Annotated in this window: 16 protein-coding genes; 9 read left to right on the top strand and 7 right to left on the bottom strand. The window is 72.7% G+C overall.

Annotated elements, in window-relative coordinates; all coding sequences use genetic code 11:
* Nucleotides 1-61 precede the first annotated feature (61 nt).
* Entirely contained in the window at nucleotides 62-928 is an 867-nt protein-coding gene (locus OO62_RS05490) for an alpha/beta fold hydrolase (RefSeq protein ID WP_033266075.1), read from the top strand.
* Between the two features lie 153 nt (nucleotides 929-1,081).
* The gene (locus tag OO62_RS05495) at nucleotides 1,082-1,543 is read left to right on the top strand and encodes an SRPBCC family protein (protein WP_033266076.1); all 462 of its coding nucleotides are present in this window, start codon (nucleotides 1,082-1,084) and stop codon (nucleotides 1,541-1,543) included.
* Between the two features lie 30 nt (nucleotides 1,544-1,573).
* Here OO62_RS05495 and OO62_RS05500 read toward each other — a convergent pair whose 3' ends face one another.
* Complete coding sequence (locus OO62_RS05500) at nucleotides 1,574-2,500, bottom strand: NYN domain-containing protein (protein ID WP_033266077.1); 927 nt, start codon at nucleotides 2,498-2,500, stop codon at nucleotides 1,574-1,576.
* A 205-nt stretch (nucleotides 2,501-2,705) separates the two neighbouring features.
* Here OO62_RS05500 and OO62_RS39895 point away from each other — a divergent pair, with 205 nt between their 5' ends.
* Entirely contained in the window at nucleotides 2,706-2,858 is a 153-nt protein-coding gene (locus OO62_RS39895; RefSeq protein WP_099871903.1) for a hypothetical protein, read from the top strand.
* Between the two features lie 102 nt (nucleotides 2,859-2,960).
* On the opposite strand, the gene OO62_RS05505 is transcribed toward OO62_RS39895, so the two are convergent.
* The 3 genes from OO62_RS05505 to OO62_RS05515 all read right to left on the bottom strand — a co-directional run bounded on the left by OO62_RS05505 (nucleotide 2,961) and on the right by OO62_RS05515 (nucleotide 5,319).
* Nucleotides 2,961-3,566 (bottom strand): MarC family protein, encoded by a 606-nt coding sequence (locus OO62_RS05505; protein WP_033266242.1) that lies wholly within the window; start codon nucleotides 3,564-3,566, stop codon nucleotides 2,961-2,963.
* A 95-nt stretch (nucleotides 3,567-3,661) separates the two neighbouring features.
* Nucleotides 3,662-4,513, bottom strand: a complete 852-nt coding sequence (locus tag OO62_RS05510; protein WP_033266078.1) for a PHP domain-containing protein — start codon at nucleotides 4,511-4,513, stop codon at nucleotides 3,662-3,664.
* A gap of 167 nt (nucleotides 4,514-4,680) precedes the next feature.
* On the bottom strand, nucleotides 4,681-5,319 hold the full coding sequence (locus OO62_RS05515; protein ID WP_033266079.1) for a DUF6758 family protein: 639 nt from the start codon (nucleotides 5,317-5,319) through the stop codon (nucleotides 4,681-4,683).
* A gap of 253 nt (nucleotides 5,320-5,572) precedes the next feature.
* On the opposite strand from OO62_RS05515, the gene OO62_RS05520 reads away from it, so the two are divergent.
* Nucleotides 5,573-6,826, top strand: a complete 1,254-nt coding sequence (locus OO62_RS05520) for an MFS transporter (protein WP_033266080.1) — start codon at nucleotides 5,573-5,575, stop codon at nucleotides 6,824-6,826.
* A 39-nt stretch (nucleotides 6,827-6,865) separates the two neighbouring features.
* Here the strand turns inward: OO62_RS05520 and OO62_RS05525 are convergent, their stop codons facing one another.
* Nucleotides 6,866-7,450, bottom strand: coding sequence for a suppressor of fused domain protein (locus OO62_RS05525; RefSeq protein WP_033266243.1), 585 nt, complete (start codon nucleotides 7,448-7,450; stop codon nucleotides 6,866-6,868).
* A gap of 522 nt (nucleotides 7,451-7,972) precedes the next feature.
* On the opposite strand from OO62_RS05525, the gene OO62_RS05530 reads away from it, so the two are divergent.
* Nucleotides 7,973-9,097, top strand: coding sequence for a magnesium and cobalt transport protein CorA (locus tag OO62_RS05530; protein WP_033266081.1), 1,125 nt, complete (start codon nucleotides 7,973-7,975; stop codon nucleotides 9,095-9,097).
* 111 nt (nucleotides 9,098-9,208) lie between these two features.
* The gene (locus OO62_RS05535; RefSeq protein ID WP_033266082.1) at nucleotides 9,209-9,748 is read left to right on the top strand and encodes a hypothetical protein; all 540 of its coding nucleotides are present in this window, start codon (nucleotides 9,209-9,211) and stop codon (nucleotides 9,746-9,748) included.
* A gap of 38 nt (nucleotides 9,749-9,786) precedes the next feature.
* On the opposite strand, the gene OO62_RS05540 is transcribed toward OO62_RS05535, so the two are convergent.
* Complete coding sequence (locus OO62_RS05540) at nucleotides 9,787-10,563, bottom strand: hypothetical protein (protein WP_033266083.1); 777 nt, start codon at nucleotides 10,561-10,563, stop codon at nucleotides 9,787-9,789.
* Nucleotides 10,564-10,758: 195 nt separating this feature from the next.
* On the opposite strand from OO62_RS05540, the gene OO62_RS05545 reads away from it, so the two are divergent.
* The 3 genes from OO62_RS05545 to OO62_RS05555 are packed head-to-tail and all read left to right on the top strand — an operon-like array spanning nucleotide 10,759 to nucleotide 13,837.
* Nucleotides 10,759-12,066 carry a magnesium transporter MgtE N-terminal domain-containing protein gene (locus tag OO62_RS05545; protein ID WP_033266084.1) on the top strand — a complete coding sequence of 436 codons (1,308 nt, stop codon included), beginning with the start codon at nucleotides 10,759-10,761 and terminating at the stop codon, nucleotides 12,064-12,066.
* Nucleotides 12,056-12,634, top strand: coding sequence for a DUF1003 domain-containing protein (locus tag OO62_RS05550; protein WP_033266085.1), 579 nt, complete (start codon nucleotides 12,056-12,058; stop codon nucleotides 12,632-12,634). The genes OO62_RS05545 and OO62_RS05550 overlap by 11 nt, the downstream gene beginning before the upstream one ends.
* Nucleotides 12,635-12,676: 42 nt before the next feature.
* Nucleotides 12,677-13,837 carry an Mrp/NBP35 family ATP-binding protein gene (locus OO62_RS05555; RefSeq protein ID WP_051732779.1) on the top strand — a complete coding sequence of 387 codons (1,161 nt, stop codon included), beginning with the start codon at nucleotides 12,677-12,679 and terminating at the stop codon, nucleotides 13,835-13,837.
* A gap of 178 nt (nucleotides 13,838-14,015) precedes the next feature.
* On the opposite strand, the gene OO62_RS05560 is transcribed toward OO62_RS05555, so the two are convergent.
* A complete protein-coding gene (locus OO62_RS05560) occupies nucleotides 14,016-14,660 on the bottom strand; it encodes a hypothetical protein (protein WP_033266086.1) in 645 nt (214 codons plus the stop codon).
* Nucleotides 14,661-14,678: the final 18 nt, after the last annotated feature.

The raw sequence follows: 14,678 nt of genomic DNA on the forward strand, positions 1-14,678 counted from the left end.
GGGTGCCGGGTCGTCGGCGTCCCGGCCCGGTTTTGCCGGCCGGCCCGGATAATCTCGGTCCATGAGCAGGCCGACCGTCCTCACGCTGCCCCCGTGCGCCCGCGCGTACCGACTCGACACCGAGCGCGGTTCCTTCGCCGTGCACGACGCCCGTCCGGAGGGCGCACCGATCGGGACCGCGGTGCTGGTGCCCGGATTCACCGGCAGCAAGGAGGACTTCATCGCCTTGCTGGAGCCGCTCGCCGCGGCCGGGTTCCGGGCGGTCGCGGTGGACGGCCGCGGCCAGCACGAGTCACCGGGCCCGCGCGAGGAACAGGCTTATGCGCAACGGGAGTTGGCGCTGGACGTACTGGCCCAGGCGTGGGCGGTGCGGGAGGCCGACGGCGGTCCGCTGCATCTGCTGGGGCACTCGCTGGGCGGGCTGGTCACCCGGGCCGCGGTGCTGCTGGACGCGGCCCCGTTCCGCTCGCTGACCGTGCTCAGCTCCGGGCCCGCGGCCATCGACGCGGCCCAGCAGGTCCGGGTGCGGATGCTGATCGACGCGCTCGGCCGGCTCGACATGGAGAGCGTCTGGCAGGCGATGCGCGAGTTGGACCCGCCGGAGGCGGCGGACGCGGCGACTCCCCCGGAGATCGGCGCGTTTCTGCACCGCCGTTGGCTGAACACCGTTCCCGAGCAGCTGATCGCGACCGGCCGGCAGATGCTGGAGGAGCCCGACCGGGTGGCGGAACTGTGCCGTACGGGGCTGCCGGTGCACGTGGTGTCCGGCGCGGTCGACTACGCCTGGCCGGTCCCGTCGATGGACGAGATGGCGGTGCGGCTGTCGGCCCGCCGCACGGTCATCGAGGGCGCGGAGCACTCGCCCAACGCGGAGCGCCCGGAGAAGACGGCCGAGGCGCTGACGGGGTTCTGGAGCGGGGTGGGGTAGCCGGCCCGGCTCCCCGCCGGCCCGGGCGGTGCCTCCCGGTTCGGCCGGGTGGGCGGTGCCGTCAGGACAGCGCGGGGCGGCTGGGCGAGCATCGAAGGGGGCGGGCGGCCACCGGCGGCCGGCCGCCACCGGCTCCGTACGAAGGGCTCGACCATGACCGAGAGTTCCCAGGACGACCCGCACGGCATCGCGCTCAACCGGACCTTCGACGCCCGGCGTGAGCTGGTCTTCGAAGCGTGGACGACGCCCGCGCACTTCGCGTACTGGTTCGGCGGCGAACTGCCGGTGCCGGTGGAGCGGATGACGATGGATGTGCGGCCCGGCGGGGTGTGGAGCCTGGTGATGCTGACGCCGGACGGCGGCGAGCTGCCGTTCTCGGGGATCTACCGCGAGGTGGCGCCGCCCGAGCACCTGGAGTTCACGCTCACCGACGAGGCGGCGCCGCACGGCGCGGAGGGCGAGCTGGTCCGGGTCCGGCTGACCGACCTCGGGGACCGTACGGAGATGGCGTTCCGTCAGGTCGGCGGCCATCTCGGCGCGGAGCAGTACCAGCAGGCCGAAGCGGGCTGGGCGGGCTTCTTCGACCGGCTCGGCGAACTGCTCGGCCGGGCCTGAGCGCGAGCCGCCGGCCGACCGGCGGGCGGCTCAGTACTGCCCCTGTACGTGCTCCCAGAAGCCGTCCCGCAGGACCCGGCGCAGATCGGCGTGGCCGCGCAGGGAGTGCCGCAGCAGCGCCTCCGCGGCGGTCAGCAGCTCCTGGTCGACGGTGCCGGGCAGATACGGGTGGCCGGGCAGGAGTTCGGCGACCCATTCCCGGCCGCGCTCCGACAGCCACTGGGCGGCGACCCTGGCCCCCACGAAGCGGACCTCCTCCCGGCTGGGCGCCGGGCCCTCACCGGCCGCCGGGTCGGCGTACTCGGCGCCGATGCGGCGGGTGACGTAGGGCTTGCAGAACGCCAGGTCGAAGGTGCGTGCGCTGTCGACCTCCCACAGCAGCGGCTCGGCCTGGTTGCGGCCGCCCGGCGCCTCGATGCCCCACAGGTGCACCCGCGCGCCGTAGCCCTGCGCCGCCTCGACGGCGGAGACCAGGTCCTCGTCACCGCCGATGAGGACGGCGTCGCTGATCGCGCGGTGCCGCGCCAGCGACTCCAGGTCCGAGCGGATCAGGGAGTCGACGCCCTTCTGCTGGTTGTTGGCGTTGAGGTTGCCGAGCCTGACCTTCACGTCGGGCAGCTCGGCGATCCGCTGCTGCTCCTGGGTGTGGATGCGGCGGCGGGCGCCGTCGTACCAGTAGACGCGCAGCAGCCGGCTGTCCGCGAAGATCGTTCTGGCCTTGTCGATGAACGCCTCGATGAGCCCCTCGGCGTCCAGCTCGAAGCCCTTGCGGTCCTCCGTGCCGGTGACGAGCTTGCCGACCGCGGCGTAGACGTAGCCCGCGTCGACGAAGGCCGCGTGGGTGGACGGAGAGGTGGCGACCTCGGCGAGCACCCGGGTGAGCAGTTCGTTGGTGCGCTCGATGCCCGCGGCGAGCGCGGCGAGGTCGGTGGGGCCCGTGGGCTGGACGTCGTTCATACCGGACCCATTGTCCGGGCGCCCGCTCCGCGGGCACAAGCGCTCCACCAGGCAGTATTTAGACCGTCGAAACTTTTCTTTAGCGTAGGGAATGATTGCAGGGTGCGGGTCGTTGTACCCGACGGAACGCCTGGCAGCGACGCCACGCCCTCCACCTCATTTGTGAAGTTCTCCGCAGGAGGATCAGACGAAGGGAGAAGCCCTTATGCGCTTCGAGATCATGCGCCTGGACGATGTCGACGGGACCGCCGTGGACAGCACCGTCGTGGACGCCGCCTCCGTCAACCGGATCGTGCAGCAGGCCGCCGCAATCGGCCAGCGCATCTACATTCGCCCGGCCGACACCGCCGCCCGTTGATTCCTTACGACGCCCGCTGATACGGGATGCACCCGACGCCGCAGCGCCCCGTACGAACACGTCGTACGGGGGCGCTGCCGTGTCCGGGACCGCAGGCGGGGGTCAGGCCGCCTGGATCACCTGCAGCACGCCGTTGATGATCTGCTGCACGGCCAGCGCGGAGAGCATCATGCCCGCCAGCCGCGTCACCAGGACCACCCCGCCGTCCTTGATCACCCGGATGATCACCAGCGAGAACCGCATCACCAGGTAGAGCACCACGTGGATCGCCGCGATCGCCACCCACACCGAGACCTGCGCGGCGAACCCGTGCGCGTGCTGCACCGCGAGGATCACCGACACGATCGCGCCCGGCCCGGCCAGCAGCGGCATGCCCAGCGGCACCAGCGCCACATTGACATCCTTGGTCTGGGTGGGCTCCTCCGACTTGCCGGTGAGCAGGTCCAGCGCGACGAGCAGGAGCAGCAGACCGCCCGCGATCATCAGCGCGGGCGTCGAGATGTGCAGCCGGCCCAGGATCTGCCGGCCGAAGAGGCCGAAGACGGCGATGACGCAGAACGCGACGGTGGCCGCCTGCCAGGCCATCCGGCGCTGCACCTTGGCGGGCCGGCCGGAGGTCAGGGCCAGGAAGATCGGAGTGATGCCGGGCGGGTCCATGATCACGAAAAGCGTGACGAAGAGAGTACTGAAGACGGCGACGTCGAACACGGTGATGGCCTTGCGAGAGGTGGTACGGGCGAGCAGGGGGTCACGGGCCGGCGCGGCGCGCACGGGCCCGTAGGAGGGGAAGAGCCGAGCGGTCGTCAGCCGCCCGCGCCGGGAACGGGGAAGGCGCCGGTCGCACGGCGCACGATCTCGCCGTAGATCTCGGGGTCGGTGGTGTACTCGCCGAGGCGACAGGTCTTACGGCTGCCGTGGTAGTCGCTGGAGCCGGTGGTGAGCAGGCCGAGGTCGGCGGCCGTGCCGCGCAGTCGCGCACGGGTCGGCGCGTCGTGGTCCATGTGGTCGACCTCGATGCCGTCGAGGCCGGCCGTGGCGAGTGCGGCAATCGCGCTCTCCGGTACGCAGCGGCCGCGCTTGACGGCCAGCGGGTGCGCGAAGACCGCGACCCCGCCCGCGCCCTTGATCAGCCGGAGCGCCTCGAACGGGTCGAGCTCGTGCTTCTCCACGTACGCCGGGCCGTCGCTGGCGAGCAGCGAGCTGAAGGCGTCGTTGACCGAGCCGACCACGCCCAGCTCCACGAGGGCGGTGGCGATGTGCGGCCGCCCCACGGCACCGTCCCCGGCGATCCGCGCGACCTGCTCCCAGGTGACGGGGATGCCGAGGTCCTGCAGCTTGCCGACGATGCCGCGGGCGCGCGGCACCCGGTCGTCGCGCACCAGCTCGCGCTCGCGGGCGAGTTCGGGCTCCTCGGGGTCGAAGAGGTAGGCGAGCATGTGGAGGCTCACCCCGTCGAGCCGGCAGGAGAGTTCGGCGCCGGTGACCAGCGTCAGCCCCTCGGGCAGCGCGGCGCGCGCCTCGGCGTGTCCGGCGACGGTGTCGTGGTCGGTCAGCGCGACGACGTCCAGCCCGCAGGCCGCCGCGTTGCGCACCAGCTCCGCGGGGGTGTCCGTGCCGTCGGACGCCGTGGAGTGGGTGTGCAGGTCGATGCGCACGACACGGACTCCAGACTGCTGCGGGACGGGCGGACGGGCACGAGGGCCGGGGTCCGGGGCGGACACCGGGCGCGGGGGCACCGTGGGGGGACCTCAGAAGGATACCGGCCGGCCGGCGTCCGCCGCCCGGCACCGGTGGGCCGCACCGGGGCGGCGGCCCTCCCCGTTCAGCTCAGGATCCGCGGCGAGAGCGCCCCGCACGGCAGCAGGTCCACCTCGGCGCCGGCCTCGCGCAGATCCGTCAGCACCAGCTCGTCGTACATCAGCACCCCGGACTTCTCGGGCCAGGCGATCGCCCACAGCCACAGCCCGCGCGCCTCGCCCGCGTAGACCGCGCGGTCCGAGGGCGCGCCGTCGACGTGCCACAGCGGGGTCGGACGGCCGGCGGCGAGCACCTTGGCGTGCGGCGCGGTGTCGACGCACATCCGGGAGCCGGGGTCGAGGCCGTCGATACCGGCGTAGCGCGCGCCCAGTCCGACGCCCAGTTCCTCGGCGATCAGCAGGAGTTCACCGGGTCCGCCGAGCGGGCCGGGGCCCGAGCAGGCCACCGCGGTCGCCCGGCCGCCGCCGCGGTCGTCGCCCGCACAGGCCACACCGGTGAACAGCCAGCCCACCGGCAGCGGCCACGGCATCCACACGGGCACCTGTGCGCGGTGCACGACGACGCCGAGCGCCTCGACGCTCGGCGGGACGACCGGCTGCAGCGGATGCACGGTGCCGTGCACGGCGCACTGCCAGGTGTCGGAGAAGAGACCGGGCGCCCGCACCCGGCCTCCGCACTTCGGGCAACTGGGTTCGCCCCTCATAAGGACCAACGGTCCTCCCCGCCCGCCGCCGCGTCAAGGACGATCACTCGACCGGTGTGCCCAAAATCACGTACCGCGCCCCGGATTTGACCCCTTTCAAGGCCGCGCCGGACCCCCACCCGAAGGGTAGTTGCAGCTTGCATCCTTTAGGTGGGCTAACTTATTGTGTGTAAACGTCAACGATCTCGCGCGACCGCCCGCCGGCCGCCGGGGATCACCGCCACGCACCCGGCAACGGAAGGGGAACCGCAGCATGAGCGGCACGAAGAGCGGCGGCCACGCGGACGATCCGTTCCAGGAGGGCGGCGGCTCCCTCCTGCGCCAGCCGAAGGCCGTCTGGGCCACCGCCGGCGCCTCGGTCGTGGCCTTCATGGGCATCGGCCTCGTCGACCCGATCCTCCCGTCGATCGCCCGGGGCCTGCACGCCTCCAACAGCCAGGTCTCCCTCCTGTTCACCTCGTACTTCCTGATCACCGCCTTCGCGATGCTGGTCACCGGCTTCGTCTCCAGCCGCATCGGCGGCCGCAAGACGCTGCTGGCCGGACTCGCGCTGGTGGTGGTCTTCGCGGCGCTCTCCGGCATGTCCGGTTCGGTCGGCGAACTCGTCGGCTTCCGCGCCGGCTGGGGTCTGGGCAACGCCCTGTTCGTCTCCACCTCGTTGGCGGTCATCGTGGGCGCCGCGGCCGGCGGCAGCGCGGCGGCGATCCTGCTGTACGAGTCCGCGCTGGGGCTCGGCATGGCCTGCGGCCCGCTGCTGGGCGCGATCCTCGGCGACCTGAAGTGGCGCTACCCGTTCTTCGGCACCGCCGTGTTGATGGCCATCGGCTTCGTCGCCATCACCGCGTTCCTCAAGGAACAGCCCCGGCCGGCCCGGAAGACCTCGCTGCTCGACCCGCTCCGCGCGCTGGGCCACGGCGGCCTCGCCTCCGCCGCCGTCGCGGCCTTCTTCTACAACTACGCGTTCTTCACGGTGCTGGCCTTCACGCCGTTCGTGCTCGACATGTCGCCCTACAGCTCCGGTGGCGTCTTCTTCGCCTGGGGCGTGCTGCTCGCGGTGTTCTCGGTGCTCGTGGCGCCCCGGCTGCAGCACCGCTTCGGCTCGCTGAAGGTGCTGGGCGGCTCCCTGCTGCTGCTCGCCGCCGACCTGCTCGTACTGGGCTACGGCGACCACACCACCGCCGTCGTCTGCACGGTCCTCTCCGGAGCCTTCATCGGCCTGAACAACACCGTGTTCACCGAGCTGGCGCTGGGCGTCTCGGACGCGCCGCGCCCGGTGGCCAGCGCGGGCTACAACTTCGTGCGGTGGTTCGCGGCGGCCGCCGCGCCCTTCCTCGCGCCGAAGATCGAGGAGTGGACCGACCTGCACATCCCGTTCGTGGTCGCGGCCGCCGCGGCGGTGGCCGGCGCCGGCATCGTCGCCGTACGCCGGCGGGCGCTGACGATCGAGGCGGCGGAGCCGGCGCCCCGGCACGCGGCGCAGGACGGGGTCTCCGCCTTCGCCAACTGACCACGGCACGGGGCCGGTTGGGGCCGGCCCCGCCGCGGCTCAGTCCAGCGGTACACCGCTGCGCAGCGGGTCGCGCAGGTCCGTGCCGCGCCGCAGCCAGCGGTCCTGGAGGGCCTCGGCGCCGTGCACCCGCTTCCAGGCGGCCTCGTTGGGCGTCATCGGCAGCAGCGGCAGGAAGCGCACCGGCTCCCTGGGCTCGTCCAGCGCCAGGTCCTCGACCAGCCCGCCCGGCTCGGCGACCAGGACGGAGCTGAAGGCCGCCCCGGGCCACAGCGGTTCGCCCACGTCCAACGACGCGCCCGGGGCCACGACCACGCCCTCGACCTGTGGAGACGCCGCGAGCACGGCGAGCGGGCGGAGCACCTTGTCGGTCTCCGCGCGGCCGGCGCGCACCGACAGCACCAGTTCGGCGCGCGGGCCCCGCAACGGATCCGCGAGCACGGCCGTGGGGTCGGACATGGGCTGGGCGGACATCCCGAGCGTGGCGTAGCGCACGACGTCGCCGTCCACGAAGCGGAGCACCTCGATGCGGTCGGTGCCGAGGAAGGTGACGGCGGCGCGCGCATCCGGCTCGCCCAGGCTCATCCGCAGCCGGGCTTCGACCAGCTCAAGAACGTCAGACATGCTCGCGAGCATACGGCCGGCCCGGCACCCGGCCGACGCCCGTCGGCGGGCGGCGTCGGCGCACACGGCCGTTCGTATGGAACAGGCAAAGCGGCGCCCTTGCCCTTCGGGCGGCTGATAGCCTTGCCGTCTGGTCAGGGAATGACGTCGTCCCCCAACGGGGACCGGCCGGAGGAGGTGGGGCTGCGGTGGATCCGAGTCGACCGTGCAGTACCGATAGTTCTCCCGTCATCCCCCTCGCGCAGCGCTCCTGATCCGAGAGCTTCCGTACCCCGCCGCAGAGCGGCGAAACCAGGGAAGCGCCTTTGCGCCGTATGGAGATGACGGAAGAGCGCCTTCGACTCTTTGTTCCGTGTCTCTGCGAACTGCCGTCACTGTTTCGCACCCCGCGCTGCCCGCCCCGCTCGCTCCCTTCCGGCGAGGAGGGAATCCGCGGACGTACACCCCGATGACGCGGGTACGTCCAGGGCGGCGCCGCGCCCTGCGTCCGCAGCTGACGGCCGGCCCGTGAAGGAGCCAGCCATGTCGATGATCCGCGACCTGCGCGCCGCCGTCCGCCCCTCCCGGCGGCGCGACGACACCCCGTACCGCTACGAGAACACCCCTGCCTGCCCGAACAGCGCCATCGTCGACTGCGGTGTCTACCGCGAGGGCCGCCGGGTGAGCGACCACGTCAGCCCGGCCGAGGCGATGGCCGGCGTCCGGTCCGAGGGCGGCTTCGCCTGGATCGGCCTGCACGAGCCCACCGAGGCCGAATTCGCCGGTATCGCCAAGGAGTTCGGGCTCCACCCGCTCGCCGTCGAGGACGCCGTGCACGCCCACCAGCGGCCCAAGCTGGAGCGGTACGACGAGACCCTGTTCACCGTCTTCAAGACGGTCCACTACGTCGAGCACACCGAGCTGACCGCGACCAGCGAGGTGGTGGAGACCGGCGAGGTGATGTGCTTCACCGGCCGGGACTTCATCGTGACCGTGCGGCACGGCGGGCAGGGCTCCCTGCGTGCCCTGCGGCACCGGCTGCAGGACGACCCGGAGCTGCTGGCCAAGGGCCCGTCCGCGGTGCTGCACGCGATCGCCGACCAGGTGGTGGACGGCTACATGGCGGTGGCCAACGCGGTGCAGGACGACATCGACGAGGTGGAGATCGACGTCTTCAGCTCGGGCACCAACGGCAAGGGCAACGGCACCAAGGGTTCCGCGAAGGGCGGCGACGCCGGGCGGATCTACCAACTCAAGCGCGAGGTACTGGAGTTCAAGCGCGCGGTGTCGCCGCTGCTGCGGCCCATGCAGCTGCTCAGCGAGCGGCCCATGCGGCTGGTCGACTCCGACATCCAGAAGTACTTCCGGGACGTCGCCGACCACCTGGCGCGGGTCAACGAACAGGTGCTGTCCTTCGACGACCTGCTCAACTCCATCCTTCAGGCGAACCTCTCGCAGGCGGCGGTCGCGCAGAACGAGGACATGCGCAAGATCACGGCCTGGGCGGCGATCTTCGCCGTGCCCACGATGATCGCCGGGATCTACGGCATGAACTTCACCTACATGCCGGAGCTGCACTGGAAGTACGGCTACCCGGCGATGATGCTGGTGACCGTCGCGATCTGTGTCGGCATCCACCGCGGGTTCAAGCGCAACGGATGGCTGTGACCGGCCGGCCCCGGGCCCGCCGTGGCGGTGGGACGGCCGGCCCCCGGGCCTGCCGTCCCATCACCTGGGCGGGCCCGGGCGGGCACGGACGGGCCCATTAGGCTGAGCCGTATGACGGAGACCGTGTCGCAGGCCCTGCAGGATCGGGCGCTCATCGAGGAGGCCACGAAGAAGTCCGGCCTCATCTGGGTGCGGGGGACGACGGGCCCGGCCCGGGCGCTGTGGCACCTCTGGCACAACGGGGCCGCGTGTCTCGTCGGCGGCCCCGGGGAACAGCCGCTGGACGACCTCGGGCTGACCGACGGCGGCACCGCGACCGTCACCGTACGCAGCAAGGACAAGGGCGGCCGGCTGGTCGCCTGGGAGGCGCGGGTCGTCGAGCCGGCGCCGGGCAGCGAAGCCTGGCAGGCCGCCGTCGAGGAGCTGAAGGGCAAGCGGCTCAACGCCCCGGACGCCGACACCCTCACCGAGCGCTGGGCACGCGAGTGCCGGGTGCTGCGGCTGGAGCCCACCGGGGCGGAGGCCACCCAGCGCCCCGGCCGGATGCCGGAGGTCTCGCACGCCGCGCCGCCGCCGGCCTCCCCCGCGATCACCCGGCGGCCCGCACCGGCCGCGCTGCCGAAGCTGCTGCGCCGGGGCCGCAAGGGCTGACCGGCGCCGGCCGGGCCGGTTCGGATCGGACCGGGCCCCTACCCCGAGCTGGAGATCCGGCTGCCGTAGTCCACGACCTGGTCCTTGGACGGGGCCCTGAGGTCCACGCTCCTGCCCCACTCGGCGAGCCGGACCACGCCCGCGCCGCCGGCCCGCTGGAGCCGCAGCGGATAGGGCGTGCCCTCCAGCGAGACGTCCAGGGTGCCGCCGGCGCCCGCGCCCGCGGTGAGCCGGACGGTGCGGGTGCCGTCGATGTCGCTGCGGTCGCCGGTCGCGAGTTTGCCGTGCAGCCCGAGCAGGCTGGCGAGCAGCGTGTCCTTGTCGGTGAAGCCGCTGAAGCGCTTGTAGACCGGGTCGGCGGCGGGCACCTTCACGTACTTCCCGCCGAGCTTCTGCGCCGCGGCCCCGCCGTTCCCGCCGGTCGAGCCGCCCTTCTCGCCGGCCCAGAAGGCCGCGTCCGCCTTCAGGTAGAGCGCGTCGCCGACCCGCAGCAGCTGGAAGGTGGCCGCCTTGGTGGTCAGTTCGCCCTTGGCGCCGTCCTTCGCCAGGCTCATGTCGAGCTTGAACGTCCGGCCCTGGCTGACGACGTTGCCCGACAGGTGCACCGTCTCGGCGTGCTCGGCCGCGGCCCGCGCCTTGGCCTGGATCTTCGCCGCGGGCAGCTTTCCCACCCCGTTGGTGCCGGCGTCCGGGTCCTGCCCGCCGCAGCCCGCCAGCGCCGCCACCAGCCCGACGCAGGCCGCCCCCTTCAGCGCGGCCCGTCGGCGGCTGGTGGCCAGCAGTCGGGGGCCGGCCCCCCGGGGGATTGCGCTCACGTGGGCTCTGCCTCCTGATGCGGGTGACCTCGACAGCAGTACGGCAGCGTACCTGGGTCGTACCGGGTCGTCGGCCGGGCGTGTGGCGGTCACCCTACGGCCCGGCTCACCGCGGCGGCCGGGACCCGTGCGGGTTAGCCTGAACCCGCATTGATGCCTCATTTCTGACCGAACGGGAGAAGGGCGGCACTCTGCATGGCAGTGGTGACTCCCCGGATCTTCGTCTCCCACCTCGCCGGCAGCCCCGTGTTCGACCCCAACGGCGACCAGGTCGGCCGGCTGCGGGACCTCGTCGCGCTGCTCCGGGTCGGCGGGCGCCCGGCGCGGCTGCTCGGGCTGGTCGTCGAGGTCATCAACCGGCGCCGGATCTTCGTACCGATGACGCGGGTGACGGGCGTGGAGTCCGGCCAGATCGTCATCACCGGCGTGATCAACATGCGGCGGTTCGAGCAGCGGCCCACCGAGACGCTGGTGTTCGGCGAGCTGCTCGACCGCCGGGTGCGGCTGGTGGAGACCGACGAGGAGGTGGCCGTGCTCGACATCGGCATCATCCAGCTGCCCGCCCGCCGCGACTGGGAGATCGAGAAGGTCTTCGTCCGCAAGGGGAAGGGCGGGGCGCTGCGCCGCAAGGGGGAGACGCTGACCGTCGACTGGTCGGCGGTGACCGGCTTCTCGCTGGAGGAGCACGGCCAGGGCGCGGAGAGCCTGCTGGCCACCTTCGAGCAGCTGCGGCCGGCCGACCTCGCCGGAGTGCTGCACCACCTCTCCCCCAAGCGCCGCTCCGAGGTCGCCGCGGCGCTCGACGACGACCGGCTCGCCGACGTCCTGGAGGAGCTGCCGGAGGACGACCAGATCGAGATCCTCGGCAAGCTGAAGGAGGAGCGGGCCGCCGACGTCCTGGAGGCGATGGACCCGGACGACGCCGCCGACCTGCTCTCCGAGCTGCCCGAGGAGGAGAAGGAACGCCTCCTGGCGCTGATGCGGCCGGAGGAGGCCGCGGACGTGCGGCGGCTGATGTCGTACGAGGAGCACACGGCGGGCGGGCTGATGACGACCGATCCGATCGTGCTGCGCCCCGCCGCGACCGTCGCGGAGGCGCTCGCCCGGGTCCGGGACCCGGACCTCTCGCCCGCGCTCGCCGCGCAGGTCTACGTCTGCCGGCCGCCGGACGAGACCCCCACCGGCAAGTACCTGGGCGTGGTGCACTTCCAGCGGCTGCTGCGCGACCCGCCGTTCACCCTGGTCAGCTCGATCGCCGACACCGATCTGCCGCCGCTGCGGCCGGAGACGCCGCTGCCGGAGGTGACCAGCTATCTGGCCGCGTACAACATGGTGGCCGCGCCGGTCGTGGACGAGGGCGGCGCCCTGCTGGGCGCGGTCACCGTCGACGACGTGCTGGACCATCTGCTCCCGGAGGACTGGCGGGAGCAGGGTCTGCACGGCTCCGACCCGGCCGGGCTGACCGGCGCCGGACACCTCGGGAAGCCGGCCGATGGGACCTGAGGAGCGGGAGAGCCGGGAACGCACCCGGGCGAACGGCGCCTCGGCGGTGCGGCGGGGCTCCACCGAGCGGCCCCGGATCCGGCTGGACCAGCCGCGCACCCCGCGCCGTACGTTCCTGCCGGAGTACGACCCGGAGGCGTTCGGGCGGCTGTCGGAGCGGATCGCCCGCTTCCTCGGCACCGGGCGGTTCCTCGTCTGGATGACCGTCACCGTCATGGCGTGGATCACCTGGAACGTCGCCGCTCCCGGCCCCTGGCGGTTCGACCGGTACCCCTTCATCTTCCTGACCCTGGCGCTGTCGCTGCAGGCGTCGTACGCGGCGCCGCTGATCCTGCTGGCGCAGAACCGCCAGGCCGACCGGGACCGGATCACCCAGGAGCAGGACCGCAAGCAGAACGAGCGCTCCATCGCCGACACCGAGTACCTGACCCGGGAGGTCGCGGCACTGCGGATGGGCCTGGGCGAGGTCGCCACCCGCGACTGGATCCGCTCCGAGCTGCAGGACGTCATGCGGGACCTGGAGCAGTGGCAGACCGTCCCGGTGGAGAGTGACGAACACGACCGCTGACGGCCTTTCCGGAGGCCGCCTCACGCGCCGTACCATCGGGTCATGGCTACCGACACACCAACAGGCGCCACCCCGGGCGAGGACGCGATCCGCGCCGCGCTCGCGACGGTGAACGACCCCGAGATCCACCGCCCCATCACCGACCTGGGGATGGTCAAATCGGTGGACATCGCGGCGGACGGCGCGGTGGCGGTCGTGGTCTACCTCACCGTCTCCGGCTGCCCGATGCGCGAGACGATCACCAACAACGTGCGCGACGCGGTCGCCGGCGTCGAGGGCGTGACGAGCGTCCGGGTCGACCTGGAAGTAATGAGCGACGAGCAGCGCAAGGAGCTGGCGACGTCGCTGCGCGGCGGCACCGCCGAGCGCGAGGTGCCGTTCGCCCAGCCCGGCTCGCTGACCAGGGTCTACGCCGTCGCCTCCGGCAAGGGCGGCGTCGGCAAGTCGTCGGTGACCGTCAACCTCGCCGCGGCGATGGCGGCCGACGGCCTGAAGGTCGGTGTCGTGGACGCCGACATCTACGGTCACTCCGTGCCCCGCATGCTCGGCGCCTACGGCAAGCCCACCCAGGTCGAGAACATGATCATGCCGCCGTCGGCGAACGGCGTGAAGGTCATCTCGATCGGCATGTTCACGCCCGGCAACGCCCCCGTCGTGTGGCGCGGCCCGATGCTGCACCGCGCGCTGCAGCAGTTCCTCGCCGACGTCTACTGGGGCGACCTGGACGTCCTGCTGCTGGACCTGCCCCCGGGCACCGGCGACATCGCGATCTCGGTGGCCCAGCTGGTCCCGAACGCGGAGATCCTGGTGGTCACCACCCCGCAGCAGGCCGCCGCCGAGGTCGCCGAGCGGGCCGGTTCGATCGCCGTGCAGACCCACCAGAAGATCGTCGGCGTGGTGGAGAACATGTCCGGGCTGCCCTGCCCGCACTGCGACGAGATGGTCGACGTATTCGGCACCGGCGGCGGTGAGCGGGTCGCCGAGGGCCTGACGAAGACCACCGGCACGCAGGTGCCGGTGCTCGGCGCCATCCCGATCGACGTCCGCCTCCGCGAGGGCGGCGACGAGGGCAAGCCGGTCGTGCTGACCGACCCGGACTCCCCCGCGGGCGCGGCGATCCGCGCGATCGCCGGCAAGCTCGGCGGCCGGCAGCGGGGTCTGTCGGGGATGTCGCTGGGGATCACCCCGCGCAACAAGTTCTGAGGTGGTGCCCCCCGGTCGGGGGGGGAGCCCGCGGGGCTCACGACATCACTTGATGTGCGACAGGGGGCGGGCCCGGCGGGCCCGCCCCCTGCTGTCTGCCGCGCGCCGTCAGCCGGCCTGCGCGCCCGGGCCTTCGCTCATGGCCCGGTGGCCGGTGGCCGACCGCCGTCAGCGCCGCTCACGACTCGTACGCCGTCAGGTCCTGGACGACGGAGAATCCCAGGCCATAGGCGCTCATCCCGCGCCCGTACGCGCCGATGTGGACGCTTTCCGGGCCCTCTGCGGAGGAGCCCGCCAGTACCCAGCCGTACTCGGACTCGCGGTAGGCGAACGAGGTCGGCACCCCGTCCACCGGGAGCATCAGCTCGCTCCAGCTTCCGCCGCCGAGGTCGTCGGCCAGCTCCCAGGCGAGCATCGTCTGCTGGTCCAGCCAGTCCTGGCGGAGCGTCCGGTCCATCTGGGTCGGCCAGGTGTGGGCGAGCAGCCCCGAGCCGGCGAGCCAGGCGGCCGTCGAGACCGAGGTGGCCTCCAGTACGCCGGTGCCGTCGGCACTGCGCCGTACGGGGCGGTCGGCGACCGTCACCACGACCGCGAACCGCTCGTCCTGCGGCGGTTCCACCTTGATGGTGGGCTCCTCGCCGTGCCCCATGGCACCGTGCTCGACGGTGCCGTCCGCGCCCGCGCCGACCTGCATCAGCCAGCGCGGACCGGTGAACGCCTCGTCGAGGCCGTACCACGGGAACGCGGCCAGCAGATAGCCGTCGGCCTTCCGGCCGACCGCGGCGGACGCCTGCTGTTCCGCTGTCCGACTCGTCGTCTCCATCTGCGCGGAGCCTCCTTG

It is taken from the genome of Streptomyces lydicus (genome assembly GCF_000717345.1).
In the GTDB taxonomy this organism is placed as follows: Bacteria; Actinomycetota; Actinomycetes; order Streptomycetales; family Streptomycetaceae; genus Streptomyces; species Streptomyces lydicus.